The sequence below is a fragment of the Pseudomonas sp. FW305-7 genome, from assembly GCF_058786735.1.
This window is the reverse complement of the sequence record NZ_JBYSZA010000001.1, coordinates 257,637-283,500: the sequence shown is the minus strand read 5'-3', so window position 1 is coordinate 283,500 and position 25,864 is coordinate 257,637. Positions and strand designations below refer to the sequence as shown.

The following is a 25,864-nucleotide window of genomic DNA, read 5'->3' as shown; positions in this document are numbered from 1 at the left end:
TGATTATTTGTGGTGTGCTTTACCCAGCGCCTTGGCGACCAGTTGTTCGTAAAGTTCAGCGTACGGTTCGACGGCTTTGCACCAGTTGAACGGTGCGGCCATTGCGCGGCAACGCATGGCGTTGAGCAGTTCGGGGAAGGCGAACACCTTGAACGCGCGGCTCAGGGCTTCGCGGTAACTCTCGACGGTGGATTCGTCGAAGAGGAAACCGGTCACGCCGTTTTCGATGGTGTCGGCCAGACCGCCGGTATTGCGCGCCACCGGCAACGAGCCGAAGCGCTGGGCGTACATCTGACTCAAGCCGCAGGGTTCGTAACGCGAAGGCATCAGCAGGAAATCGCTGCCGGCAAACATGCGGCGGGCATCGGTTTCGTTGAAGCCGATGCGTACGCCGACCTGGCCGGGGAAGCGCAATGCCAGTTCGCGCATGGCTTGCTCTTCTTCCGGTTCGCCACGGCCGATGATCGCGATCTGGCCGCCGTTCTGCACGATGTACTCGGAGACCGCTTCGGTCAGATCCAGACCTTTCTGGTAGACGAGCCGCGAAACCACGGCAAACAATGGGCCTTCGGAGTCTTTCAAACCGAACAGTTCGCGAACGTGAGCAGCGTTGACTGCTTTGCCTTCCCAGTCGCCGATGTGGAACGGCGCGAACAGGTGTGGATCGGTGGCCGCGTCCCAGCTCTCGTCAATGCCGTTGGGAATGCCGCTGAGCAAGCCTTGCTGGGTCTTGGCGGCAAGAAAACCGTCGAGTCCGCAGCCGAAATCCGGGGTGGTGATTTCCTGTGCGTAGGTGGCGCTGACCGTGGTGATGTGGCTCGAATAGGCCATGCCGGCCTTGAGGAACGACATCTTGCCGTAGAACTCCATGCCTTCCTGTTGCAGCGCGTGGGTCGGAATGCCCAGCTCCGGGCAAGAGCCGAGGCTGGTCACGCCTTGGTAGGCGAGGTTGTGAATGGTGAACAGCGTCGGGGTGCGCTGACCGCGCCAGTGCATATAAGCAGGCGCCAGGCCAGCCGGCCAGTCATGGGCGTGCACCAGATCCGGGCACCAGTGGATTTGCGCGAGGTTGGCGGCGATATCGGCGGCAGCCAGGCCCAGACGGGCGAAACGAATGTGGTTGTCCGGCCAGTCGCGGCCGTTGTTGGCGCCGTAGGGCGAGCCTTCCCGCTCGTACAGTTCGGGGCAGATCAGCACGTAGATCACCAGCCCGTCCGGCATGTCCATGCGCCCGATCTTGCACGGCGGCAGCGCTGCATGGCCGCCCAGTTCGCCGATGATATGAATTGGGTTTTCGCTGTGCATCACTTGCGGATAACCGGGAATCAACACCCGTACGTCATGCAGATGCGCCATGGCACGGGGCAGGGCGGCGGAAACGTCACCGAGGCCGCCGGTCTTCACCAGATCGGCAATTTCCGAGGTGACGAACAACACTTTTTTCTTGTTGGGATTCTGACTCGCTACCGGAGTCAGCGTCTTGGTGCCGGGGATGTTGATCGATCGGCTGCCGGGAACGCTGACGGTGCTCGCTTCGCCTACTGACTGCTGAGCACGTTCTCCCTGAATATCCAATGCCGCACTGATCATATGAATCTCCCGTGTCGTTGATCTGATTCTTGTCTTGAACAAACCCTGTCCATGACCACGTCCTGTGGCCGGGCGCAAACGCGCCGCGCATCGGTAAGCAAACGCTACCCAACACGCGCAAGCAGAATGGGTGAAGAGGCCATTGCAAGGATTGCACCAGTCGCTTTGGCCCTGCCTTTCAGATGACCCGGCGCGATCAGCAAAAGTTTCGATAATTTTTCCAGTTTGCGACCGGCCGGTTTTGCCCCGCGAAAATCAGTCTAGGCCAGATCCTAGAGCGGGCCAGAGCAAATGGGTAAATTGTTCGACAATCGGTTGGGGAGCCAAGGAAATCGCGGTGTGAGGGTGCAAACGCACCGACGAAGTGCAGGTTTTTTGGCAGGCGCGGATCAAAACGGTGACTGATCAGTCACAATTTCGTGCTAGCGGGGAGGGCGGTCGCACTGTTGTGGTGCGAACAGTTTGTTGATTTGTTGCTTCTGAAGGCTCTTCGCGAGCAAGCCCGCTCCCACAGCGGATTTCTGTTGTTACACAAATCTTGTGTTCAACACAGATACCCTGTGGGAGCGGGCATGATCGCGAAGGCGCCGGTGAGTCCACCCACAGCCATCGGGCAGGCGTCAGTTCAGTTGGCGAAGCGGATTGCCGGCCGCCCAGGCTTGAATATCCTCGATCATCTGCGAAAAGAACTGCTCATAGTTCTGCCGACTGACATAGCCCACGTGGGGCGTCGCCAGCACATTGTCCAGTGTGCGAAACGGGTGCAGTGCCGGCAAAGGCTCCTGCTCGAATACATCCAGCGCTGCACCGGCAATGCGCTGTTTTTGTAATGCCTTGATCAGTGCCGCTTCATCGACAATCGGCCCACGGGCAGTGTTGACCAGCAGTGCCGTCGGCTTCATCCAGTCCAGTGCCTGCGCATCGACCAGCCCGCGACTGCGTTCGCTGAGCACCAGATGCACTGACAGCACATCGGCCTGTTCGAACAATTGCTGCTTGCTCACATAGTTCACGCCGACCTGCTGTGCGCGTTCAGCGGTAAGGTTTTCGCTCCAGGCAATCACGCGCATACCGAACACCTGTCCGAACTGCGCTACACGCTGGCCGATGCTGCCCAGCCCGAGGATACCCAAAGTCTTGCCATGCAGATCGCCACCCAGGCCCTGCTGCCAGCGGCCTGCACGCAATGAGTTGGCTTCATTCAGCAGATTGCGCGTGGCGGCCATGATCAGCGCCCAAGTCAGTTCCGGCGCGGCATGTTTGTAGCTGTCGGTGCCACAGACCTTGATGCCCAGTGCCGCCGCAGCCGCCATGTCGAGTGCGGCATTGCGCATGCCTCCGGTGACCAGCAGCTTGAGATTGGGCAAGCGCTTGAGCAGGTCTTCGTCGAACCGTGTGCGTTCGCGCATCACACAGATCACCTGGTATTGGCCGAGGCGCTCGGCCATGGTCGCGTTGTCGGCCGGGTAATCGTGTTCGAACGTCACCTCACCGAGGCTATCGAGTACCGACCAGTCGACCACGTCGCGAGCCACGTCCTGCCAGTCATCGATCACTGCAATCTGCACCGCCATCAGCCTTACCTCATCAACGAACGGGATTGATTTTGTCCAGCCAGCCGAGCAGCGCCTGATGGAACTGCGTCGGTTCTTCCATTTGCGGCGCGTGGCCCATGCCGGGGAATTCCACCAGTGTCGACTGCGGGATCAGCTTCGCCACTTGTTTGCCGAGCACGTCGTAGTGACCGATTTTCGCTTTCACCTCGGGTGGCGCGAGGTCTTTGCCGATGGCGGTGGTGTCCGACGTACCGATCAGCAGCAGTGTCGGCATTTTCAGGTCTTTGAACTCGTAATACACCGGCTGGGTGAAAATCATGTCGTAGATCAGCGCCGAGTTCCATGCCACCTGGGTTTTGCCCGGGCCCTTGCTCAGGCCGGCGAGCATGTCGACCCAGCGGTCGAATTCCGGTTTCCAGCGGCCATCGTAGTAGGTGGTGCGCTCGTATTCACGAATGCCTTGGGCGCTGACTTTCAGCTCGCGCTGGTACCACTGATCCACGGTGCGGTACGGCACGCCGAGGGCTTTCCAGTCTTCCAGACCGATCGGGTTGACCAGTGCCAGTTGATCGACCTGCTCTGGGAACAACAGCGCATAACGCGTGGCGAGCATGCCGCCGGTGGAGTGACCTAAAAGGGTGGCCTTCTGAATGCCCAACGTCTTGAGCAATTGCTGGGTGTTGGTCGCCAGTTGCTGGAAGCTGTACTGATAATTGTCCGGTTTGCTGGAGGTGCAAAAGCCGATCTGATCCGGTGCGATGACCCGGTATCCAGCCTCGCTCAGCGCCTTGATCGAACTGTCCCAGGTGGCGGCGCAAAAGTTTTTGCCGTGCATCAGCACCACCGTGCGGCCGTTGGCCTTGCCGTGGGCGGCGACGTCCATGTAACCCATTTGCAGGGATTTGCCCTGGGACTGGAAAGCGAAATGTTTAAGCGTGTAGGGATATTCGAAGCCTTGCAGCTCCGGGCCGTACGCCGGGCCTTCGGCTGATGCGGCGGCGTGGGCGAACAGGGGGAGGGCAGCGGTAAGGAGCAGGCCCGGCAACCAACGGGAAATCGTGACAGACATAAGGTCAAACTCCGTTTGAAATCGGCCGATGCTGGAATGACCGGATTAGGGCGACGTTAAACACAGGCAACGCCTGGCACTGATCGTTCACCCCAGCCAGCCCAGCGTCAGCATCGCCAACACGGCATAACGCGCGCCTTTGGCGAGGGTGACGATGAAGAGAAAGCGCCCAAGTGGCTCGCGCATGACGCCGGCAATCAGTGTCAGCGGATCACCGATGACTGGCAGCCAACTGAGCAACAGCGACCAATGCCCGTAACGTTCATAGTGTCGGCGCGCCGTGGCCATGTGTCTGGCGCTGACCGGAAACCAGCGCCGATCCTGAAATCGTTCCAGCCCACGGCCCAGCCACCAGTTGACCAGCGAGCCGAGTACATTGCCCACGGTCGCCACCGCCAGCAAACCCCAGAGCCAGTACCGGTCGCTGACAATCAACCCGACCAGCAACGCCTCGGATTGCAGCGGTAACAGAGTCGCTGCGCCAAAAGCGGCAAAGAACAATCCGAGGTACGCGGCGCCCATCAATGGGCCGGGTAGTCCGCCACCACTACGTCAGATCCGTCCTTTTTCAGGCCGATCACTTGATAGGCATCGCTCATGCCGTCCATTTCCATGCCCGGCGAGCCCATCGGCATGCCCGGCGCGGCAACACCGAGCAGATCGTCGCGCTTGCTCAGGGCCAGCACCTGTTCTGCCGGCACGTGGCCTTCGACGAATTTGCCATTGATGATTGCGGTGTGGCACGAAGCCAGGCGTGGTGGCACGCCATGTTGTTGCTTGAAGCTGCTCATGTCGCTTTCGACGTGATCTTCAACCTTGAAACCGTTGGCTTCCAGGTGGCTGATCCATTTTTTGCAGCAGCCGCAGTTGGCGTCGCGATGCACTTCGATAGGGATTAAGTCGGCGGCCTGGGCCAGGGAGGAGATGAACAGGGCGCTCAGGGCGAGCAGACGCAGATGGGTTCGCATAACGGATTCTCGGCTCGGGTGACGATCGGAAAGCACGCATTTTGACCGGTTTTTTCCGCCGGGCATCAACGCAATGTTTCCAGTTGTTGCAACGCGGACACGCAGGATGATCGTAGATCACGGCTGACAGCTTGCTGAGCGCGAGATGACAATGTTGTCAGGTCGGTGGTGGGAACGAAGTAGAACCCTGTGGGAGCGGGCTTGCCCGCGATGGCGCAGAGTCAGTCAATGAATGTCTGACTGACCGGGCCAAATCGCTGGCAAGCCAGCTCCCACAGGGGTTATCTGATTGGCGAAAATCCCTGCACGAATCAGCGGACCTTGAAGCGCCCCATGATCGCACTCACCCGGCCATTGGCTTCCAGCAACTGACGGGTGTTGAGTTCGCTGGCCTGGCCGCTCTGCACCAGTTCATCAACCATGTGGCGGATCTGCACCATGCTGCGATTGATTTCTTCGGTCACCGCACTTTGCTGTTCGGCGGCGGTGGCGATCTGCGTGCTGAGGCTGTTGATGTGGCTGACCGAGCCGGCCATTTCATCCAGCCCGGAGTTGACCCGGGCGGTGGCGTCGGCGGCCGACTGACAGCTGGCCTGGGTGTTTTCCATGGCACTGACCGACGAACTCACGCCTTGCGTCAGACGCGTCAACATCTCGTTGATTTCCGAAGTGCTGGCCTGGGTGCGGGCGGCGAGGGCGCGGACTTCGTCGGCGACCACGGCAAACCCGCGGCCCTGTTCACCGGCACGGGCCGCTTCAATGGCGGCGTTCAGGGCCAGCAGATTGGTCTGGCCGGCAATCGCGCCGATCACGCCGAGAATCTCGGTGATGCGCTGGGCGTCCTGTTGCATGTTTTCAACTTTATGGGTGGCGCTGGCCACCTCGTCGATCAGTGCCACCACGCTGTTGGTTGCCTCGCCGACGACCACCCGCGAACGGTCGGCGTTTTCGTTGGCGCGCTGGGTAAATGCTGCGGTTTCAGCAGCGTTCTGCGCCACGCTTTCGGCGGTCGAACTCATCTCGGTAATGGCGGTGACGGTCTGATCGGTTTCCGAGGCGTGACGCAGGAGAATCTGGCTGGTGTGCGTCGACGTGCGTTGCAGGTTGTCGAGGCTCGACGCCATGGCGCCGGTGGCCTGAGTGACTTCGCCGATCATGTTTTGCAGGTAGGCGATAAAGGTGTTGACCGAGTGACCGATGGCGCCGAGTTCGTCTTCGGCGCGGATGGTGATGCGTCGGGTCAGGTCGGCATCGCCGCTGGACAGTAAATCAATGTTGGCTTTCAGCGCTTTCATTCGCTGCACCAACTGGCGAATCGCATAGATCTGCAGCAATACCAACAGGATCACCAGCGGTATCTGCAACAGGCTCAGGGTGCTGAGCACGTCGTCACGCTGGGCGGTGAGCATTTGGGTCGGCAGGGCGGTGGCGAGGAACCACGGTGTGCCTTCGATCGGGCGCATGAAGAAAGTGCTGTCTTGCCCGTTGTTGTCGAACTCGACGCGCTGCGCCTGATCGCGATTTTGCAGGCCGGCCTTGACCTGGCTGGCGAAGGTTGAGTTGGCGGCCAGTTCGCTGATGTTCTTCAGCACGATCGGGCCGCTGATGCGCGAACTGTTGCTGATGATCTTGCCGTCGGCCTCGACGATGAGCATTTCGGCGTTGAGGTCTTTTTCCTTGCGGGCCACCAGGTCATTGAAAAAGCCCAGGGTCACGTCAATGGTCGAGACGCCCCAGGCGTTGCCGTTTTTCTGGATAGCCATGGCGCAGTTGGTGCGCGGCTCGGCACTGGCGTCATCTTTATAGGCCGCCGCCCAGGCGCACTGACCGCGAGGTGTGGCCATGCCGCCCTTGTACCAGCTCTGGTCGTAATAGTTGGGCGCCGCATCGCTGTTCCAGAACGTGTTTACGGCCAGTTTGCCCGAGGCATCGCGGTGCCAGAAGGTGCTGAACTTGTTGCGTCCGGCTTCACGCTGGCCCGGCAAAGGCCAGATCCCGCCGCCAAATACTTTCAACTCGCCGTATTGATCCACCAGTCCCGGCAATACCGTGTCGATGGCTGCACTGTCGAGCAACGGAATAGTCTGGGTGATGCTGCGTTGCTGGGCCTGAACCTTGTTCAGTTCGCCCTGAATCTGCTCGGCGACTTCAGCGATGCGGTTGAGCACCACCTGTTCTTCGGTATGCCGCAGTTTGGGCGCAACCAGTTGGCTGATGCCCGCGACGGTCAGTACCGACAGCAGCAGAATGAACAGAACCAGAAACAGCGTGTAGCGAGCCTGAATAGTGCGGAATGCGGGCATGGAGACCGGTCCTTGAGCTGCAATTCTTATTAGGGGCGGGGGATAAAACAGTGCGGGTATCCCTAACGTATCGTCGCCGCTGCGAGAAGCTTTAGGTACAGCCGTCCTAAAAAGCCCTGTGGCGATGACCGGTCAGTATCGAGTCTGATACACGCAACCTCAGGAACCTGTCCGTTAGAGCAAAAGATCTATTGAAAGCTTTTCAAGCGAGGGCGTGCAGGCCAGCATTTATGGGCGTTTGCTGGTTTGTATCGAGAATGTACAAGAATTGTAAAAAGGCGCACTAAAAGGGTTGGTGCTATCAGTTAGCCGGTAGATACTCCCCGGCATTCGAATGGTTCAACAAGGACATTTCATGTTTATTGCACAGGGAGTTTTCTCATGACGATCGGCATAGTCGGCGGTTGGGAGAGCAAGGCTGGCGTGATGGTGCGTAACACTGGCGCGAAGAAACAGGTGGCTCAAAGCGTCAAGGTGCAGCAAATGCTCACCATGGTGGGGAATGATCCCAACGCTATCAATACCGCCGAAATGGACAAGCAAGGCCTGCGCAAGAACATCAAGGGCTTCGATCCTGCGAACGTTTCGGTCAAACAGATGGGCAACCTTGCCGCCATGCTGCGTAGCCGCGGGCTGATTTCCGAGATCACATCTTTTACGCTGATGAACGCCGGCGACAAGTTTGACCGTTTCGGCGTGACCAAAGACATTGATGTCAAATTCAACGCACTGGAATATTTCGCGACTCAGCTTGATGCGATCCAGAACAATGGCCTCAATGGCAACGCTTACGGCAAAGCGCTGATCCCTGAGTACAAAAAAGCCATCTACGTCCTGCAGAATCTCAAGACGTATGGTGAAGGCAACGCGCCGAAGCCGATCGACCAAGGCGTTAAAGCCAAGGCTTGAGACGTTAATGTGGCCCGCCCGACATCGAGCGGGCCTTGGTCGAAAACCGGCACCGCGTTCAAACCTGCGGTGGCGGGCTCTCGCTCAAGTGAGCGGCGAGTTCCTGTTGGGCCTGATCATGCAGGTGCTGCATGTGCGGACAGGGCAATGTCAGCTGCCGTGACCGGAACCCCCGGTGAAACAGCGCCAGCCATCCCCCCCCTTTACCTTCCATGGGCGCCAGCCCGGTAAAGAAAAAGCCAATCGCGTTCAGCCGGGTCAGGTCCCAGGCAAAGTGCCGCGACAGTCGCAGTTGAAGCGAAATCAGCCATTGCCGAGGCAGTTCGCGTAATTGTTTGAGCAGCCCGGGCCGCAGTTTTTTCAGGCGCATGTCATAACGATTAGCGTGCTTTTCCAGCTGAACGGCCGCGCCGTGCCATCGAAATGTTTGCTTCTTCGTACCGAACACCCGACCTAACTGCTGCATGAAATCCCGGTAACCGGCAGGCCAGTTTTGCCGGGGCAAGGGGCGTCGGTAGCCGTCGATGGCATAACATCCCAGGACAATTGATTCCGGCACCGGGCTATCGAACGGTGAAGGGACGTAGTCCGGCAATAATCCGGTGTTATGAAAGCCGAGGTTGATTGCCATCCGCTGCGTGTACGGATGGTGGGTGACCTGTTTGATCACGACGTTCTGACAGCCCAATGCCTGTGCGTGGGTCAATAAATGCTGGCCCAGACGTGTGGCGATATTTTGTCCCCGGGTATCCGGGTGAACCACACACAGGGCCAGTTCGGCCGTGCTGGCGTTTGGCTCGCGGAACAGCGTGGCGTGCCCGCAAATTTCCTCACCGACCACTGCAACCAGCGAGTGCCAGCGCTTGTCGGCGTGGTTCTGACTGATCATGTGCGGCAGATACACATGGGGCTGCACATAAAGGTCGCCGTACACCTTGCGAAACAATTGGCTGACGGCCGTTGCATCGGTGTCACGGTAGTTACGCAGAATCAGCGGTGGCATAGGGCACCTCCTTGTGCCTGTGTTCATAGCAGCGCAGATCTACCACGCGCATGCATTTGCCCGAGCGGGCGTGGCGTGACAGATCCCCATGGGGGCAGCACTCGATTCGCAGATTCAGCAGATGGTCTGCCCGCAGTTGCGCAATCAGCGGGTACTGTTCAACCAATCCCGCCTCCAGATCCCGGTTGACGTCGGCCACGGCGGGGGATTGCGCGGTCGCCACCCATTTCAGGCTCAGCACATCCGTGTGCCCGACCTGTTCGATCAGCAGTTGCCAGTCGTCACTGTTGGCGGTGTGCTGGATCAGCGCACCGATTTCCTGCGGCATCAGCGACAAAATCCCCAGCCGAACCCGTTGGCTGTCAGCGCTGCGGCCCTTGAGCGCGAACTTGCGCCGGGCGCTGCCTGCGGGCTCTCGCCAGCAGGCGCGGTCGCCGACCGGGTAGCGAATCAGCGGCATCAACCGACGGTGCAGGCTGGTGATCACCAGCAAACCGGTGTGATCACAGGCATCGATCACGGCACCGGAATGTTCGTCGATGATTTCCACCAAGGTGTGCTCGGCATGCATTCGATGCTCGCCTTCGGCGCAGTCGCGCTGACTGCTACCGATGAAACCGGCATCGACACTGGCATAGCCGACAGAGGCAACGCGCGCGTTGGGAAATGCCAGTTCTAGTTGTTGGCGTTGCGACGCGAACAGACTTTCCCCGCCGTAAAGCAGGGTGTCGACCTCAGGCAGCGTCTGTTCCTGACGATTGAGCCACGCCGCGAAGGTCAGCAGATGTGCCGGCACGCCCGCCAGTACATTGATCTCATGCTGCACGATGGATTGCGCCAGAACGGCGGAGTCGACATTGCCGGTAAAGGGGAACTCGGTAATCTCTACGGCAACATGGGCCAGTGCGTCGTGGACGAACAGGAAGCTGGCATACAGGTCACCGGCAAAGAATAGATTGGCGACGCGATCACCGGGCTGGAATTGTGAACTCAGACTTTTGCCGAATTCACTGACCAATAAACGCCATTCATTTTGCGTATAAACAGAGAGCTTCCCGGCGCTGGTTGAACCGCCGGTTTTAAATATCAGAGCCTGTGCCACAGCGCCGGTGAGTACCGGCCATTTATTTAGCGTCTGACTGTTTTGCCAATATTCAGCAGGTTCAATCAGCGGCAGTTCGGTCAATGTTGATGTTTGTTTCGAGACGCCTGAAAAGTGTGCGCGGTAATAGGGCGAATGTTGACGAGCGTAGTTGATCAACTCGTTCAGTTGTTCGGAAGTTTTCATAATGTTCACCATTCTTGTTGTGGTCTGATCGAACTCACGGCATCAACTACGTGAATCAATCAGGATCGGCGTCTTGCCGCTGTGTCTGTTGCGGGTGAAGTGCTCGACGGCACAGACGTCAACGTCCAGATGCAATAGTCCGGTTTCGATCAGCGTCGCCAGAGTCGGGTAGCGGGACAACCGCAATCGTGCGTCTGCCGCGTCAATCCCGATTCGCAGGCACATGCGTTCCAGTCCATCGGGGGCATGGCCGAGCAGCAACTGGAACGGCACCCGCAGGTGTTCTTCCAGTTCGCTCAACGAGATGAAGTCAGAGCCGATGCGAATCAGCTTGCCGTGCCGTTGCAACAGTTCGAAGCGCGGCGACGTGAGTCCGCAGGCGCAGGGGCCGGAAATCCAGCGTCCCGTGTCGCCCACCTCGTAACGCCGAACGTTTTGCGCCTCGCGTGCGATCGACGTGAACAGCAAGCGGCCGACTTGATTGCCCGTGACGGGTTCATCGACGTCGAGGCCGACAATTTCCAGGTGCTGGGTGTCACTCAGCAAATGGAAGACGCCATCGTCGGTGGCTTGGCAAGCGTGGCCAAGCGGGCCGGCGTCGACACTGCCGTAAATCGCCGAGCGGATGCTCGGCACGCCACAGCTGTGCAGCAGCTCGCGACTTTGTGTACTGAGGTGTTCGCCGCCGAGAAAAACCTTGTCGATCCCGCCATAGGCCTGCAACCGTTGTCGTTCGTTGAGGAACAGGCGATGCACGGTGCTCGGCATGCCAATCAACACGGTCACGCGCTGACTGACGATCATTTCGGCGATTTCGCGGTAATCGTCATCGGCCGGAGCGCCCATCGGCAGGTGCGGGATGTCCAGCAACTCAAGCACTTTGGCAAAACTGAGGAAGCCGCCGTACAAGCCGCCGCAGAAGAACAGGTTCATCACTCGATCCCGAGCCGGGTCGAGGCCGGCGGCGAACAGTCCGTCGGCGGTAGCACGCATTTGCCGATGGAAATCGGCATAGCTGTAAGCCGATAACGCCGGAGTACCGCTGCTGCCTCCGGAACGGAAATATAGCCGCGCAGCGGCGTTGAGTGGTTGGGTGACGAAAGTAGCCTTGTCCATGATCGGCTGCCCGGATTGCGTCGCGGGCAATGACGCGCGATCAAGCGTGGCATGGTTCGGCAGGACATCGGCGGGCAGGCTGACGGACACGCGTCGGCTCAGCCGTTGCAAGGCGTAGACGCCGTCATGTGGCTCACCGTCATAGCCGTCATGAATGCTGCTGACCGGGGCGATTCGCGTGACGCCCGCACCGATCAGCGTGCGTGCCAGCTCGCCGGTCTGCGCTGCGCCACACAGCAGCGCGCAACTTTGCAGGACGTTGCGCCACGGCAACAGCGTCTCGGTGATCAGGGCGCGGGGCACGGGATGCAGCAGTACGCTGCGAAACAGCGGCGAAGGCGTCAGTTGACGGTTGTGTGTCCAGATGATTCGCCAGCCCGGTGCGCTCCAGACATGTCCGGTTTGTTCAGCGAAACTCTGCGCCAGCCGCGCCATTTGTGTGTGCGTGGTGATTTGCGCGGCTTCTTGCGACGTAGGCAACAACGCCGGCCATTGTCCGGCGCGGCGTTCGAAGGCGGCCGTCAGCCGTTCGCCGATGTCCCGCAGAACCTGCGGATCGTCGCTGTCGACCAGTAACCATTGCGGACTGGAGCAGGCTTGCTGATCCAGCCGGCAGACTTCATCCGCCACGGCATCCAGCCCTTGTGGGGTGGCGGCGTCAGGCGTCAGATAAACGAAACTGATGCGGTGGCCCCAATCGATCCAGCGGCAGCCGGTCGGGATCTGTTGGCGAATGGCTTGCAGGGCCGCTTCACCGCCCCAGGCTGCGACCCCGTTGGCCCGTTTGCACAGGCGCGCGATCTTCGCAGTGCTGACCGGCAGTACGGCAACGTAACCGGCGAGTTGACCGCTCGGGTCGCATTGCAGCAAAGCGCCAAGCAGGCTCGCGGTCAGACCCTGATCGCTACTGCTGGGCCGCAACCAGTTGACGTTGCCGGCCAGCAGACTTTCCAGCACCGCGCAAAATGCCAGCAAGGGCGCGTTGCCCGGCGTGATATGCACCACCAGGCCAAGCGGGCTCCAGCATTCGAATCGGGCCTGACGATAATCGAATCGTCGCAATGAGCCGGGTTGCGTGCCGAGTTCGCGCTGCATCTTGCACCGCAACGCCTGCGGTTCGCAGAAGTCGATCAACGCCTGCCGTTGCTCGATAGTGAGTGGCAGCGTTATGTCAGCGCTGCGCAGGTTTAGAGCAAAGTGCGCGGCGGCTTCAATGACCGTGTGGCTGTCCAGCGGCGTACTCAACTGTTGCGCCAGCTGCGCCTCAAGGTTTTCGAGTGCATTGTCGAAGTTGCAGACGTCGTGTTGCTGTCCGTTGATCAAGTACATGTCATCGACCTCCAAGCAGTTCGGAAGCTGCCATCGCACAGCTTCTGCCCGGCGTGGTGCCCGCGCGGCCATGCAGTTCAAACCAGTCGCTGGCCAATCCACAACCGCAGCTTGCGCCAGGGTGCAGCGTCGCCAGATCACTCATCACCACCGCATGCCCGGGACTCGACGAGATATATGGCGAGACAAAACCGAGCAGGCCTTGCTGGCCATAAGGCTGCAGGGAAAAGTCCGCCGGATTGCGCACCAGCACCTTTGAATAAACCGGGACATGGAAGTGATGGTGGTCACATTCGATGTAAGGCACCGCGTGCTCGACAGCGCCGTAGCCATCGCGACAACGGACCTTTTCAATGCCCAGTTGCCGGTGGATGCGCGCGTATAGCTGCTGTCGGGGAATTTCTTGTGCGGCCTGGGTTTTCCAGCCACCACCAAAAAAAGCCAGCGAGCCGGCGGGCAACTGAAGATCCGCAGCGCCGGTGGCCTGCATCCGTTGCAGGGTCTGCCAGAGAAATGCCGGGAAGCCGAGGATGCGCACGGGCAGCCCTTCTTCGGCGAATGCCTGCAAGGCCTGGATCACGCCGAACACATCGAATTGGTGACCGCCACCGGTATTGCGCAGGGCATACACCACGCGGTTGGCGGGGGCAAAACCACAGAGAAACTGGTCAGTGAATGAGGTGCCCAGGGTGATCCGGCCTTGCGGCTCGTAACTCAGCAGCAAGTAGTTGCAGGGCGTGTCCGGGGTGTCCCAGCCGTAATGCCGGAATATCTGCGCAACCATGAACTGCGCCGCTGCCAGACTGCGCGCGTCATAGCGCATGCGGCTTTGCTGACCGCTGGTGCCGGAAGAGGTCAGTTCCAGCGCGTCTTCGCCGGTCGTGCTGAGCAGCAGTCGCTGCTTGAAAAAATTGGCGAAGATTGGCGGCAGGCGTGACCAGTCATCGAGGCTGTCCAGATCGTCTACCGTGAGGCCGTTGGCGTTCAGCCAGCCTTCATAACCGGGTGTGTGCCGGCAGTGAAACCGGCTGATTTCGGCCATGGCCTGGTCAAACAGACCACAGGGCACGGAATCCGGGCAATAAGGCCTTGGCAACGCGCAGAGCGCGTCGCTCGCGGGTAAGTGAGTCATCAATATTCCTTTATTGAAGTGAGGTGGAATTGTTGTTCCCGTCCTGCAGAATTCCGTGCAGAAAGGGCAGGCACATCAGGCCGCCGAAGGCGGACAAGAGCGCGAAAAGTTCAAGGTGTGTGCCGCCGCTGAGGGTGGCAATGAGTGTTCCACCGACGCCCATCACCGCAATCGAAATCATGCCGATCATGGCCGAGACCAGGCCTTTACTGTCATCGGTGCAAAACAGGGCTACTCGATACAGTGCGGCATTGCTCATGCCCAGCCCGACGGCGTAAAGCGCCAGGCTGGCGACCACGGGTTCCAGGCCGGTCCTCAGTAGCGCGCAGCCAATCAGCCCCACCAGGCCCAGGCAAAATGGCCACTGCCCCAGTTGAATCAATTGGGGCAACGAATGCGTGACCAGCAAGCGGTCGAGGATCAGATTGCCGGCGATGACGGCCGAGAAAATCGGGATCTGCCACAGCCCGTACTCCAGCGGCGTCAGGCCCAGCAACTGGATCAGCAATAGCGGTGCCAGGCCGATCCAGGCAATCAGCGGCAGGCTCATCAGCCCCAATGCGAGACACGCCCAGAGGAACCGCCGATTGCCAAACAATGCCAGGTAGCGCTGCCACGTCTGCCGCAGGGAAAAACGCACTTGCGCCTGTTGCAGGCCATCATGGCGCACAACGCCCACGGTCTCCGGCATGCAAGCGTAGAGTCCCAGCCACACCGCCGCTGCAGCGAGACCGAGAGCCAGAAACAACTCGCGCCAGGTCAGCCATTCCAGCAGCAGGCTGCCGAGCAATGGACCGAGCAATGGCGATAACAGAGCGACGTTGCCCAGCAGGGCCATCAGTCGCACGGCATCGGCCTCGCGGAACACTTCCTGCAGGGCCGGATAACTGACGGCAACGACGAACCCCAGGCCTGCGCCTTGAATCAGTCGCAGCAGATTGAACAGTTCAATGCTGTGAGTGACGAATGTGGCAGCACAAGCCACACCGAACACTGCGCAACCGATCAATAACATCGGTCGTCGGCCCCAATGATCGGACAGCGGCCCCATCAACCATTGCAGGCAGACGCCCCCCAGCAAATAAAGATTGAACGCATTGGGGACATGGCGGATATCGGCTTGTAAATCAGTAGTGACATTCAACATCGCCGGCATGATCAAGTCGCTGGCCATATAAGTCAGCAGCTCGAAAGCGGTCAGGGCCAAACAGAATCCGATCAGTTTACGAGGGCCGATAGTTATAAGTGTTCTCTGCATAAAACATCCTTGTCAGTTAGTTTTCAGGAAGCTTGCAGAGACTAGGGGGTGTGGTGTGGGTGACCTAGTTGTTTGCTACGACATTAAATTTCAAATGCTTGCATCGTGTTTATTGGATCCAGGATGCGTCGTGGGCAAGTTGCGGTAAAAACAATGCCCGCTGTAGGCGGGCATTGTTGGAAGTGGGGTGGGCTGTGAATGTCCCTGCGCATTTATCGGTCAGCGAGCAGGGCGAACAATCCTGTTCTAACGATGTTGATAATAACCAGGACCGCCCTGGTAATAGCGATGGTGATCGTCGTGCCAGCCGCCGTGGGGGAAGATGATGCAACCGCTCAGGGTCAGCAGGGCGAGAAGGGGAATCAGCCAGGTGATTCGACGCAGCATTTCAAAAGTCCTCATGGTGATGCCGTCATGAAGCCAAAACTCTTCATCGGCTGTAACATGAGACCCCGTTTGCGTCGGTGCATCCCCGAAAAACGGTAAGTGCATGGCATGCGAACGGATACAAACCGGATACATTTCAAAGATTCAGGAAGCCGCAATGACCCAGAAGCAACGCTTGATTTATTCGATTCTGATCGCCGTGTCCGTACTGGCGATCATGCTCGGCCTGTCCTGGCTGCAAAACGCCGGAAAAATCGATGAAAAGACGTTCCAGTACATCGCCATCGGTGTGGCGGTGGTTGTGGTGGTGATCAACGGCGTGATGCGCCGCAAGGTCAAGCCCTGACGGCGATCGCTGTACGCTTCAGTCGTTGTTGAGCACGGCAGCAGCCTGTGGATGCAGGCTGTAGCTCTTGTCCGCATTGAAGGTGATCACGCCTTCGGCGCACAGACGCTTGAGGACTTCGCGCACACTGAGGAAGGACAGCGGAATATCCAGGTCGAGCAATTGGCTGTGGACGCCACGCACGCCCAGACGGCGCTCGCTTTGTGCTGCTACCAGCAGCGCGTCGATGACTTTCAGGCGAATCAGGCTGGTGCGCAGACCGAAACTTTTCAGCAACAGCCGGATGCGTTCGTTACCGTGACGCTCGACGCGTTGCCCGAAATCGCTCGCGTGGGGGCTCATGGAAACTCCTTGTGGGGCCTGGCTACCGTCCGTTGGTAGTTGCGAGTTGTACATGCGATTACTCCTTTTCAGAGCCTGATCGGGAAAGGTTTTTTTGCGTTCTCTAAACAAGACGTATCAGCTCGACAAATCATGAAAGAAAAAATGTAGAAAATTTGTCGGAAATTCGTCCTCACCTTGTAATGCCGGGCAAAAAACGCCCTGCGCCGCACTAAATATTTTTTCTTCGGGTTCGTTTTCAGGACAGGCTCATTGCGCGTGGACGCGTGGGTGTTTCCAGAGCGGATCCATTGCCCGTCATATCGTCTTCGTGTGGCAGCGCCAGATCCGCTCTTCGGCATTTCGATCAGGAGCGAGCGTGATTATTTCCAGGCAATTAACCGGGCTGACCCTTGCCGGTCTTTTTTTCGGGCTGAGCCCGTCGGCTCATGCATTGACCTCGGCCGTTGATGCCAGCGCCGAGATTCGTCGTACCGGTTTTGGTGTGCCGCATATCCGCGCCGAAGATGAGCGCGGCCTGGGTTTCGGCATCGGTTATGCGTACGCACAGGACAACCTGTGCCTGTTGGCCAACGAGATCGTGACGGTCAACGGCCAGCGCTCACGCTACTTCGGTCCGGATCAATTGACCGTTGAAGAACGCGAAAACCGCGTCAGCGACGTCTTCTTCAATTGGCTCAATACGCCTGAAGCGGTCAATGCGTTCTGGCAAGCCCAGCCGGCACAGGTGCGGGATCTGGTCGAAGGTTACGCCGCTGGCTACAACCGTTATCTCGCCGAGCGTCGTCCGCAGGGGTTGCCGCAGCAATGTCAGGGCGAGTGGGTACGCGACATTGCGCCGGAAGATCTGGTCAAACTGACCCGCCGTCTGCTGGTCGAGGGCGGTGTCGGCCAATTCGCCGAAGCACTGGCGGGTGCGACACCTCCGCAGGCAACGGCTCGCGTCGAACACGATAAGCACGCCTACCAGATGGCCGATGCCCGTCAGCAGCGTTTTGCCCTGGATCGTGGCAGCAATGCGGTGGCGGTAGGCAGCGAACGCTCGTTCAACGGGCGCGGCATGCTCTTGGCCAACCCGCACTTTCCGTGGGTCGGCGGCATGCGCTTCTATCAAATGCACCTGACCATCCCGGGCAAACTCGACGTGATGGGCGCGGCCTTGCCGGGCCTGCCGATGATCAACATCGGCTTCAACCAGCATCTGGCCTGGGCGCACACGGTCGACTCATCGAAGCACTTCACCCTGTATCGCCTGCAACTCGATCCGAAAGACCCGACGCATTATCTGCTCGACGGTCAATCCGTGCCCATGAACAAGCAGACCGTTACCGTGCAGGTCAAACAGGCTGACGGGCAAATGGTGCCGGTGGCCCGCGACGTTTACAGCTCTAAGTTCGGCCCGATCGTGCAATGGCCGGGCAAGCTCGACTGGGACAATCAGTTCGCCTACAGCCTGCGCGATGCCAACCTCGACAACGATCGCGTCCTCACGCAGTGGTATGCGATGAATCAGGCCCCCACGCTTCAGGCGCTGCAGGATTCGGTGCACAAGATCCAGGGCATTCCATGGGTCAACACGCTCGCCGTCGATGACAAGGGGCAGACGCTGTACATGAACCTGTCGGTGGTGCCGAACGTCAGCCGCGAAAAACTTGTCCGGTGCAGTGACCCGCGCATCGGCACACAGATGATCGTGCTGGACGGCTCCAACAGCGCCTGCGCCTGGGACATTGATCCGCAAGCGGCGCAGAAGGGCATCTATGCGTCCAGCCAATTGCCGCAACTGTTGCGCAAGGACTTCGTCCAACACTCCAACGATTCCGCGTGGCTGGCCAACCCGGCGCAACCGCTGACCGGTTTCTCGCCAGTGATCAGTCAGGACAGTCAACCGTTGGGCCTGCGTTCGCGCTTTGCCCTCGATCGTCTGGCGGGCCTGAGTAAAAAAGGTCCGCTGGCGGTGAAAGATTTGCAGCAGATGGTGATGGATGATCAGGTGTATCTGGCGACTCAGGTCGTACCGGATCTGTTGAAGTTCTGCGCCGCCGATCTGGGGGCTGATGCGCAAGCACTGAAACCGGTATGCGCGAGCCTCAAGGCGTGGGACGGTCGGGCCAATCTGGATTCGGGCGCAGGCCTGGTGCACTTCCAGAACATCATGCAGGCCATGCAGGGCTCCGCCGATGTCTGGCGCGTTGCCTTCGATGCAAAAGATCCGCAACACACGCCGCGTGGTCTGGCGATCGAGCAGCCAGAGGTGGCCAAGGCATTGCGCGCGGCGATGCTGGCATCGGCTGAACTGGCCGGCAAGATGGGGCTTACCCCGAAAACTCGTTGGGGCGATATCCAGGTGGTCAGCAGCGGCGGGCAGCAGACGCCGATTCATGGCGGGCCGGGCACGCTGGGGATCTACAACGCCATCCAGAGCGTGCCACGCGAAGACGGAAAACTTGAAGTGGTCAGCGGCACCAGCTACCTGCAAGTGGTGACGTTCGATGAAAAGGGCCCGCACGCGCAGGGACTGTTGGCATTCTCGCTGTCCAGCGATCCGGCATCGAAATATTCGCGGGATCAGACCGAGGCCTTCTCGAAGAAGCAGTGGAGTGTGATGCCATTCACCGAGCAGCAGATTCAGGCGGATCCGCACTATCAGGTGCAGACCATTCGCGGGGCGTTGGACAAGGCGGGGAAGGTAGCCGCGCAGTAAAACCGAGCATCAGTTGAGCAAACGTTGAAGGCCGCATCCCGCAAGGGGCGCGGCCTTCAGTTTTTTGGCGGCTGTTGCGGCATCGGGTTGATTACCGGGTTGCCTTCCTTGTTGCGCGTCAGGTAGACGGGCAACACCTTGGGCAGGGAGTTGGCCAGATTGTGCAGTTCTTTGACGTTGTAAATGCCGCCCACGCGAATCGAGCCAGTGCTGCTGTCGGCGAGCATCAACGGCTTGTCCAGGTAACGATTGATCAGTGGCAGGGCGTCATTGAGTGCCAGGTTGTCCAGCACCAGTTTGCCGCTGCGCCAGGTCAGCGAAGTGTCGCCGGGATAGGTCTGGCTGATCTGCGGCATGTAATCGCCGTGTTTATAGCGTGCCTGCATGGCCGGCCCCAGGCGCAACCCGTCGCCCGGTAATGCACTGTTGCTGGTCACCAGCACTGAACCTTCGATCAGGTTCACTCGCACTTGATCTTCATACATCCAGACGTTGAAGCGCGTGCCGGTCACGCGGATTTTGCCTTCACCGGCGCGCACGACAAACGGGTGCGAGGTGTCATGACTGACGGTGAAGAACGCCTCGCCTTTTTTCAGCGTGACCCGCCGCTCGTCCTTGTAGTTGCTGAAGGTCAGATCAGTATTGAGGTTCAGCTCAAGCTGACTGCCATCACTCAGGGTGACCTGACGGACGTTGTCGGTGGCGCTGAAATGCTGATAGCTGTCGGGCAGCCAGCCGAGGTTCCAGCCGGTGAAAGCCGCCAGTGGCAACGCCAGTGCGCAGACACTGGCGGCTACCGTGTATTGACGCCAGGAGCGAGGGGCTTGCCGGATCGGCGTGGCCAGCGCTGGCTCGGGGCGCGGCAAATGCTCGGCCACGTCCCAGATTTCCAGCATGGCTTCGTACTCGAACGCATGCAGAGGATGGGCTTCGTGCCAATGTTCGAATGCGCGACGCTCGTCGTCCGTGCAGTCGGCGGCGTGCAGACGCATGCACCAGTGCGCGGCGGCATCGGTGATCGCGTCGTATTCGGCTTCCGAGAGGGTGTCTTGGGTCATTGACTCGTCCTGATTTCGCACATTCTAACCTTGACGGGAAGTTACCGAGAACAACCGTCATGGCATTTACCCATCAAAGTGGAACTTATTTTTCCCACAGGCGCCCAAAAAGCAGGACGCCAATGACCACTATCCATAAATGGAGTGAAAAAATGATCAAAAAGACTTTCGCCGCCCTGATTGCCACTGCCACTTTGCTCAGCGCGGGTGCCGCGTTGGCTGACAAGCCAGGCGCAGGCTGGATCACTATCGAAAAAGCCATCGAAACCGCTAAAACCAAGGCCGGTTATGTAGAAATCTACAAAATCGAAGCCGACAACGACGGTTACTGGGAAGGCGAAGGACGCAAGGCCGATGGCATCGTCTACGAATTCCGCATCGACGGCGCATCGGGCAATGTGCTGCGTGATCAGAAAGACTGATCCGGTTTGACCCGAAAAAGGCGCAGGTTACGACCTGCGCCTTTTTCATGTCCGGTTTTCAGCGCACGGGCACCGGATCAAGCCGTCGGCCCATCTCGCAAATCAGCCGTGCGATCGAGTCGGCGTTGCGCAGGATGACATCGGCACGTACATCCGATGACGTTCGATCATAAAATTTGTTGCGTGCCTCATCGATGGTCGAACTCTGGGTCAACTTGAGAATATTCTGGGTCAATACTTCCCCTCCGCGAATCTTGTCCAGACTGACAAACGCGCCCTTTTTGGCGCTCCAATGTGCAAACAGCTCGTCGCGGGGGGTAAGCAATGACAGCGCCTTGCTCTGGAAAGACTCCAGGTCATCGCGCATCTCCTGTCCGTAGTGGGTCAGGGGATCAATCAAATCGAAAAACGGTCGGCGCGCTTCCAGTGAGGCGATGTCCTCGGCCTTGGAAAATTGATGGGCGAATTCGTGGATCAGGGTCGCAGCTTGCGCGTGTCCGTTGACATCGAAGGACTCGGACAAGAAACCTTCGTACAAGTCCAACTGTTGATTGAAGAAGTGCTCGGTGAAATGCACATTTTTTTGCTTGTCGTTGATCAACACGAACGCAATGAGCGATGACTTGAAAACATTTGAGCCGACAATGAAGCGATCGGTGTTCATCAGGTCTTCGTCAGGATCGACCAGGGCATTGCAGATAGGCACGATGGCGTTGTTGATTTTGCCCAACAGCACCTTATCAATCTGTGAGCCCCCGAAAAAACTCTTCAGAAAGCCATTCAGACGACTACCAGATACGTTGTTTTTCAGTTGAACCAGATTGTGCAGGCTGTTGAACGCATAGAACCGCGCCATATCGACTGCATGCTGAATGGCGTGGGCTTTATCGGGATGATGGCGACGGATATTCTCCATGCCCTTGGCTTCGATGTTCAGCACAGTCCGCCGACTTTGCTCGACGACGAAGCGATTGTGCAGTCTGGAAATGGCTTTGCCGTAATGGACCGTGTGTGGATCCGGCGCCAGTAACAGCCGCTTATCCTGTTCTTTTAGCGACGGCCCCTGGATTTGATCAGTGACGATGCGCCAGACAATTCCAGGTTTTTCGACGCGATAAACCTTGCCGGCAATAACGTTGTAAATCCGCTTGCTGAGCGACTGCTCGTAGGTGCCATTCTTTGCATTGCGCTTGAGACCCTCAAGTGCCACGTTTACCGCTTCAAATACTTGCAGCACCGTGCGCAATGGCGACGTGAGCCTGATGGTTGACCAGCGTGGAACAGGCAGCGTGAGTGGTTTTGTCAGGTCGACCGCTTTGGTTGTCACTTCAGTGATGGTCGCCAAAGTGGTTGGCGTCTGACGGCTGACCCTTGCCGTCGCAACCGCCACCTCGGGTGCCTGCGCCGAGGCTTCCGATCCCTCAAGTGCTATCCGGCCAAGACTGATCATCTGCATCCCTCCGTCGATAAAAGCTTTCAAGGCTATCGCCCAATGGTGATCCTGCAGCGCTTCGGCCGAGACCTTGAAGTCCTTGTAGGCCTGCCAGAGAAACGTCAGATAGGACAATTTACCCGGCAGCAGACCGGAGAGCAGTTTGATCCCATGGCTGAACAGGTTTTTCGCGTTTTCCCAATCACCCTGCGCCGTGCTTTGACCCTGGCAGCCCAAAAATTGCGTCAACAGTTGTAGGTTGTCCTTGAACAACCGGTGCAACAGATTGCCGGTGATGGCGGCGCCTGACAGGGTCATTTCACTGGTTTCGCCGACACTCGACTTCAGCAATGCGAGAAAGACCGCCTGATGCTCGGCCGGCAACCGGCGAATCAGCAAATCCTGCAGAGGCCCCGGCGTATTCAGTGCCGCGATCAGTTGCGTCTGGCCTTCGAATTCGTGAAACACCTGGTCGGCATAGGGTGTGTAAAGCACCGACGGGCCTTTGTGCCCCGTGCCCGGGCCGATCACATACAACCCCAACGCTTCCACCGCGTCGGCGCCAGCTGTTTTGATCAGCGACAACGGCGAGACCAGAGCATGGGCGCCCTCGACCGTCGCGCGGGCGATGCCGTCAGGCATGTCCAGCACCTGGCAGATCTGGTCGAACGCCGTGCCGGACAATCGCTGTTGCAGTTTCATGGCGTGGGCATGCTGCAACAATTGCCAGGGGATCTGCCGATAAAAACGTTGTTTGCGTTCCTGCACCTCAGCCGAGTCCCCCGTCAGGGCCTCGGTCACCTGCGCGGCAAAAGTCGAGGGTATTTCCAGCGACAGCAACAGTTGATTGACCGCCGCCTGGTCAAACCCTTTCGGCAATTTCTGCGTGGTTTTTGACGCGACCTTGAAGCCAGTGCCTTGAGCGATATTTACATGGTTCAGGGCAAATTCGCCCAGGGTGAGGGCAGGGCCGGCGAGGGTCAGGTTCGGGGTGATCTCGATGTCTTTCGGCGCGAGCTTGCTATCGGCAAACCGGCTGTCGAGCAGTGACTGCAATGTCTTGTCCACGTAATCCTGCAGAGTCGGGACACCGCTGAGGTAATCCTTGTTGTCGACGACGCTGTTGTGCCACTGCTCCAGCAATTCCAGGTGCAGTTGTTGCTCAGCGACCGGTGCCATGCCCAGCCATGCCGGTAGCGTCTGTTGCTGATTGATGGCTTTCGCAAGGTGAATGGCGCGAGGCAGGTTGGTGTCGATCAGCGTCCTCTTCAGCTTGTCGAGGGCGGCGGGCAGCCCGGTTTCATCTTTCATGTGCTCACGCACTTGATCACAGCGGGCAAGAAAGTGCTCGATGCCCGATTGCGCCCGGTTGTGCAGCACATCGTCCTCGATCAAGCGCAAGGCGCCCAGGGTGTAGCGCTGATGGGGCTGGCGCTTTTGCGGGGCAAGGTTTTCCAGCAGGGTCAGGCTGTCAACCGGGTCCTTGAGCCGTCGCGCCAGCGCTTGGCGTGCAATGCCGATGCCTGCGAACACTTCCAGCCCGAGGGCGGGCGTCCACAGCACCGCGCGCCCGGAGTGCGCATCGTCGAGCCCGCCGCGTTCGGTCAGCAACACACAGTGGGCCAAGGGCAATAGTGCCTGGATGCCCTCACGTTCAACGCTCAGTGACCAGGCATCCGGCCGAAAGCCGTTGAGCGAACGTCGCTCGCGGCGGCTCGGTTGATCGGAATGGAACACGGTATCGACAATGGCCCGTTCGGCAGCCTTCAACGACCCGCTGAGTTCGCGCAATTGGGCTTCACCGCGTACCCCGACATACAGTGAATGCCCCAATCGTGACTGCATGCTCTCAAGGTAGCTGCGCTGTGCCGCCGCTGTAGCAATGGGCTGGCCGCGAAACGACCCGGTGAGCAACGCTTCGATGCCCGTGCAGGAGCGCGCCAGGTTATCGGCCTTCTCTGCGAGGACAGCGGACGGTTGTTGCACTCCCACCAGTACCGGTCGCGTGGTCCAGCGCTCGCCGGCATCAAGTTCCAGCAAGCGTTCCTGGATCATGGCGCGTATGTCGAGGGCCTTGTCGAACAGCGCATGGATATCCACGGCACCATCACTGAGGCGGAACACCTGCAAGGCGTATTCGATGTTCTGCCGCTGTTTGGTGATGATGGCTTCGAACAGCACCTCGAAAATCTCGCCGCCGATCGACACACCCGTCACGTGGGGCTTGTCGAAGCCTACAAAGCGTTTTCGTTCTTCGAGGCTCAGCAGGCCATACAACTCGTCTTCATGGCCGGCCGCGAGGAATTTGCTCTGCACGGTGTCTTTCAGGTCCTGGTAATCCTTGAGCACTTGCAGACCCAGGGTTGGCGTGTAGAGACAGGCCTCGCTGAAACTGATCATCAACGAGCCGGCCAGTTCGACGTAGTTGGGCTCGTATTCCCACAGCCGTACGTTTTCGATGGTCGCGCGGCGAGTCGGCAAAGCGGCGGGGCGAATCATCTGGTGCAGGGTGGCGAATTGGGCGGCATCGATGATGCCGGTTTCGCGTTTGATCATCAGCTCGGTACGCGCCTGTTCGAGCAGGGCCTTGGCGAAAAATACGCGGCGAGTCGAGCCGTCTGCGCTGGCGCCATCCCAATAGCTTTCCATCGCGTGAAACAGCAGTACCAGCAACTTGCCCGACGCGGCTTTGAGGGCGTTGTCCCACAGCGCCTGATCACCGGGGATCGGGGTGTGGCGCGGGTTGGAAAACTCATGCAGTTGCCCGGCAGGCCAGTTCTGCTGGCGGTAACGCATCAGCACCGCTTCACTCAGGCTGGTCGAGTCGTGCCAGTGCCGGGCGGATGTCTCCTTGGCGCTCGGGTCTGCCAGCGTATAGAAACTGGTGCGGGTCTGCCCTTGATGCAGGTTCGGAAAATGTTCCTTCAGCAACTCGTCGAGGCTGGTCTCCAGCAGGGCCGTGAGCGATGGCAGTTGTTTCAACTCGCTCAGCATGGCCTCGGCATTCAACTGTCGAGACGCCAGAATGGCCGCCTTCTGATCATCAAACACATTGCCCTCGATGGTCTCGTAGGTCAACGCAATGCTGGTTTGCTCAACAAGTTGTTGGCGTTGAAGCGAACCGAGAAACGCCAGCAACTCATCTTCCTCGGCAGCTTTTTTCACCCGCTCTTCAAGTGCCGTTTGCAGCGACGCCAGGCTGTCGTATTTCTTGATGCCGTCGTATGGCGTGTAGAGGATCGCGCCGTTGTCATCGGGAGTGGCGCTGAGGATGAAACTTCCCGCCAGGGTGACGGGTGATTGCGTGCCCGCCGTGATACGAATGCGTTGGGCGAGCATGGGCGGCTTCTGCTCGTTGCGCAGTGTGTGCGAGGCCAGCTTCACATGGGCCAGCCAGTCAAAATCGTTTTGATTCAGCAGATGAGTCTTGGCCAGCGCTTTCCACAAACCGGGCGAGTTCAAGGTTTCGGGAAACAGGAGGGGAGAAACGGAGGTGGTCATCATCGAGGCTCTTTTCGGGGCGCATGGATCAGCGCCAGCAGACGGAGCCGCCAGACTAGGACCGCACGCTGCTACGCAGGCGGTAGATAGTTAGGTCACGGTGCACAGGTAAAACTGTCAGGCTGACGGGTTATCCATGACACGCTCGGTA

18 protein-coding genes and 2 pseudogenes are annotated in these 25,864 nt (G+C 59.0%); 4 read left to right on the top strand and 16 right to left on the bottom strand.

Annotated elements, in window-relative coordinates; genetic code table 11:
* Positions 1-3 precede the first annotated feature (3 nt).
* The 7 genes and pseudogenes from glgA to AC3WMT_RS01245 form a co-directional block, all read right to left on the bottom strand.
* Entirely contained in the window at positions 4-1,590 is a 1,587-nt protein-coding gene (glgA, locus tag AC3WMT_RS01275; protein ID WP_103302129.1) for a glycogen synthase GlgA, read from the bottom strand.
* A gap of 620 nt (positions 1,591-2,210) precedes the next feature.
* Positions 2,211-3,164: a D-2-hydroxyacid dehydrogenase family protein gene (locus AC3WMT_RS01270; RefSeq protein WP_103302128.1), complete on the bottom strand. Its 954-nt coding sequence runs from the start codon at positions 3,162-3,164 to the stop codon at positions 2,211-2,213.
* Between the two features lie 13 nt (positions 3,165-3,177).
* Positions 3,178-4,215: an alpha/beta fold hydrolase gene (locus tag AC3WMT_RS01265; RefSeq protein WP_103302127.1), complete on the bottom strand. Its 1,038-nt coding sequence runs from the start codon at positions 4,213-4,215 to the stop codon at positions 3,178-3,180.
* Between the two features lie 87 nt (positions 4,216-4,302).
* Positions 4,303-4,737 carry a YqaA family protein gene (locus AC3WMT_RS01260; RefSeq protein ID WP_103302126.1) on the bottom strand — a complete coding sequence of 145 codons (435 nt, stop codon included), beginning with the start codon at positions 4,735-4,737 and terminating at the stop codon, positions 4,303-4,305.
* Positions 4,737-5,183, bottom strand: a complete 447-nt coding sequence (locus tag AC3WMT_RS01255; protein ID WP_103302125.1) for a DUF411 domain-containing protein — start codon at positions 5,181-5,183, stop codon at positions 4,737-4,739. The genes AC3WMT_RS01260 and AC3WMT_RS01255 overlap by 1 nt, the downstream gene beginning before the upstream one ends.
* 311 nt (positions 5,184-5,494) lie before the next feature.
* Positions 5,495-6,022 (bottom strand): annotated as a pseudogene (locus tag AC3WMT_RS01250) (methyl-accepting chemotaxis protein); the annotation flags it as partial.
* Between the two features lie 333 nt (positions 6,023-6,355).
* Positions 6,356-7,486: pseudogene (locus AC3WMT_RS01245) on the bottom strand (HAMP domain-containing protein); the annotation flags it as partial.
* Between the two features lie 381 nt (positions 7,487-7,867).
* On the opposite strand from AC3WMT_RS01245, the gene AC3WMT_RS01240 reads away from it, so the two are divergent.
* Positions 7,868-8,395, top strand: coding sequence for a hypothetical protein (locus AC3WMT_RS01240; protein WP_103302123.1), 528 nt, complete (start codon positions 7,868-7,870; stop codon positions 8,393-8,395).
* Positions 8,396-8,453: 58 nt separating this feature from the next.
* On the opposite strand, the gene AC3WMT_RS01235 is transcribed toward AC3WMT_RS01240, so the two are convergent.
* From AC3WMT_RS01235 to AC3WMT_RS01210, 6 genes are all read right to left on the bottom strand, one after another.
* Positions 8,454-9,398 carry a GNAT family N-acetyltransferase gene (locus AC3WMT_RS01235; RefSeq protein ID WP_103302122.1) on the bottom strand — a complete coding sequence of 315 codons (945 nt, stop codon included), beginning with the start codon at positions 9,396-9,398 and terminating at the stop codon, positions 8,454-8,456.
* A complete protein-coding gene (locus AC3WMT_RS01230) occupies positions 9,376-10,686 on the bottom strand; it encodes a phenylacetate--CoA ligase family protein (protein ID WP_103302121.1) in 1,311 nt (436 codons plus the stop codon). The genes AC3WMT_RS01235 and AC3WMT_RS01230 overlap by 23 nt, the downstream gene beginning before the upstream one ends.
* A gap of 42 nt (positions 10,687-10,728) precedes the next feature.
* Complete coding sequence (locus AC3WMT_RS01225; RefSeq protein WP_103302120.1) at positions 10,729-13,131, bottom strand: acyl-CoA reductase; 2,403 nt, start codon at positions 13,129-13,131, stop codon at positions 10,729-10,731.
* Between the two features lies 1 nt (position 13,132).
* The gene (locus tag AC3WMT_RS01220; protein WP_103302119.1) at positions 13,133-14,263 is read right to left on the bottom strand and encodes a LuxE/PaaK family acyltransferase; all 1,131 of its coding nucleotides are present in this window, start codon (positions 14,261-14,263) and stop codon (positions 13,133-13,135) included.
* A gap of 10 nt (positions 14,264-14,273) precedes the next feature.
* Positions 14,274-15,521 (bottom strand): MdfA family multidrug efflux MFS transporter, encoded by a 1,248-nt coding sequence (locus tag AC3WMT_RS01215; protein ID WP_103302118.1) that lies wholly within the window; start codon positions 15,519-15,521, stop codon positions 14,274-14,276.
* 246 nt (positions 15,522-15,767) lie between these two features.
* The gene (locus tag AC3WMT_RS01210; RefSeq protein WP_177431341.1) at positions 15,768-15,908 is read right to left on the bottom strand and encodes a hypothetical protein; all 141 of its coding nucleotides are present in this window, start codon (positions 15,906-15,908) and stop codon (positions 15,768-15,770) included.
* Positions 15,909-16,065: 157 nt separating this feature from the next.
* Here AC3WMT_RS01210 and AC3WMT_RS01205 point away from each other — a divergent pair, with 157 nt between their 5' ends.
* Positions 16,066-16,254: a hypothetical protein gene (locus tag AC3WMT_RS01205; RefSeq protein WP_103302117.1), complete on the top strand. Its 189-nt coding sequence runs from the start codon at positions 16,066-16,068 to the stop codon at positions 16,252-16,254.
* Between the two features lie 18 nt (positions 16,255-16,272).
* Here the strand turns inward: AC3WMT_RS01205 and AC3WMT_RS01200 are convergent, their stop codons facing one another.
* The gene (locus tag AC3WMT_RS01200) at positions 16,273-16,650 is read right to left on the bottom strand and encodes a fe2+ zn2+ uptake regulation protein (RefSeq protein ID WP_103302116.1); all 378 of its coding nucleotides are present in this window, start codon (positions 16,648-16,650) and stop codon (positions 16,273-16,275) included.
* 304 nt (positions 16,651-16,954) lie between these two features.
* Here AC3WMT_RS01200 and pvdQ point away from each other — a divergent pair, with 304 nt between their 5' ends.
* Entirely contained in the window at positions 16,955-19,300 is a 2,346-nt protein-coding gene (pvdQ, locus tag AC3WMT_RS01195) for a bifunctional acylase PvdQ (RefSeq protein ID WP_103302115.1), read from the top strand.
* A 56-nt stretch (positions 19,301-19,356) separates the two neighbouring features.
* Here pvdQ and AC3WMT_RS01190 read toward each other — a convergent pair whose 3' ends face one another.
* Entirely contained in the window at positions 19,357-20,358 is a 1,002-nt protein-coding gene (locus AC3WMT_RS01190) for a FecR family protein (RefSeq protein ID WP_103302114.1), read from the bottom strand.
* Between the two features lie 152 nt (positions 20,359-20,510).
* Between AC3WMT_RS01190 and AC3WMT_RS01185 the strand changes: the two genes are divergently transcribed.
* Complete coding sequence (locus AC3WMT_RS01185; protein WP_103302113.1) at positions 20,511-20,780, top strand: PepSY domain-containing protein; 270 nt, start codon at positions 20,511-20,513, stop codon at positions 20,778-20,780.
* 58 nt (positions 20,781-20,838) lie between these two features.
* On the opposite strand, the gene AC3WMT_RS01180 is transcribed toward AC3WMT_RS01185, so the two are convergent.
* Positions 20,839-25,713 (bottom strand): dermonecrotic toxin domain-containing protein, encoded by a 4,875-nt coding sequence (locus AC3WMT_RS01180; protein WP_103302456.1) that lies wholly within the window; start codon positions 25,711-25,713, stop codon positions 20,839-20,841.
* Positions 25,714-25,864 lie beyond the last annotated feature (151 nt).

Excerpts from the sequence above, each read along its gene's own strand:
- glgA (WP_103302129.1), bottom strand. The coding sequence starts at position 1,590 with ATGATCAGTGCGGCATTGGATATTCAGGGAGAACGTGCTCAGCAGTCA.
- AC3WMT_RS01240 (WP_103302123.1), top strand. The coding sequence starts at position 7,868 with ATGACGATCGGCATAGTCGGCGGTTGGGAGAGCAAGGCTGGCGTGATG.
- AC3WMT_RS01230 (WP_103302121.1), bottom strand. The coding sequence starts at position 10,686 with ATGAAAACTTCCGAACAACTGAACGAGTTGATCAACTACGCTCGTCAA.
- AC3WMT_RS01265 (WP_103302127.1), bottom strand. The coding sequence starts at position 4,215 with ATGTCTGTCACGATTTCCCGTTGGTTGCCGGGCCTGCTCCTTACCGCT.
- AC3WMT_RS01200 (WP_103302116.1), bottom strand. The coding sequence starts at position 16,650 with ATGTACAACTCGCAACTACCAACGGACGGTAGCCAGGCCCCACAAGGA.
- AC3WMT_RS01235 (WP_103302122.1), bottom strand. The coding sequence starts at position 9,398 with ATGCCACCGCTGATTCTGCGTAACTACCGTGACACCGATGCAACGGCC.
- AC3WMT_RS01185 (WP_103302113.1), top strand. The coding sequence starts at position 20,511 with ATGATCAAAAAGACTTTCGCCGCCCTGATTGCCACTGCCACTTTGCTC.
- AC3WMT_RS01190 (WP_103302114.1), bottom strand. The coding sequence starts at position 20,358 with ATGACCCAAGACACCCTCTCGGAAGCCGAATACGACGCGATCACCGAT.
- AC3WMT_RS01255 (WP_103302125.1), bottom strand. The coding sequence starts at position 5,183 with ATGCGAACCCATCTGCGTCTGCTCGCCCTGAGCGCCCTGTTCATCTCC.
- AC3WMT_RS01210 (WP_177431341.1), bottom strand. The coding sequence starts at position 15,908 with ATGCTGCGTCGAATCACCTGGCTGATTCCCCTTCTCGCCCTGCTGACC.
- AC3WMT_RS01270 (WP_103302128.1), bottom strand. The coding sequence starts at position 3,164 with ATGGCGGTGCAGATTGCAGTGATCGATGACTGGCAGGACGTGGCTCGC.
- AC3WMT_RS01215 (WP_103302118.1), bottom strand. The coding sequence starts at position 15,521 with ATGCAGAGAACACTTATAACTATCGGCCCTCGTAAACTGATCGGATTC.
- AC3WMT_RS01225 (WP_103302120.1), bottom strand. The coding sequence starts at position 13,131 with ATGTACTTGATCAACGGACAGCAACACGACGTCTGCAACTTCGACAAT.
- AC3WMT_RS01180 (WP_103302456.1), bottom strand. The coding sequence starts at position 25,713 with ATGACCACCTCCGTTTCTCCCCTCCTGTTTCCCGAAACCTTGAACTCG.
- AC3WMT_RS01260 (WP_103302126.1), bottom strand. The coding sequence starts at position 4,737 with ATGGGCGCCGCGTACCTCGGATTGTTCTTTGCCGCTTTTGGCGCAGCG.
- AC3WMT_RS01205 (WP_103302117.1), top strand. The coding sequence starts at position 16,066 with ATGACCCAGAAGCAACGCTTGATTTATTCGATTCTGATCGCCGTGTCC.
- AC3WMT_RS01220 (WP_103302119.1), bottom strand. The coding sequence starts at position 14,263 with ATGACTCACTTACCCGCGAGCGACGCGCTCTGCGCGTTGCCAAGGCCT.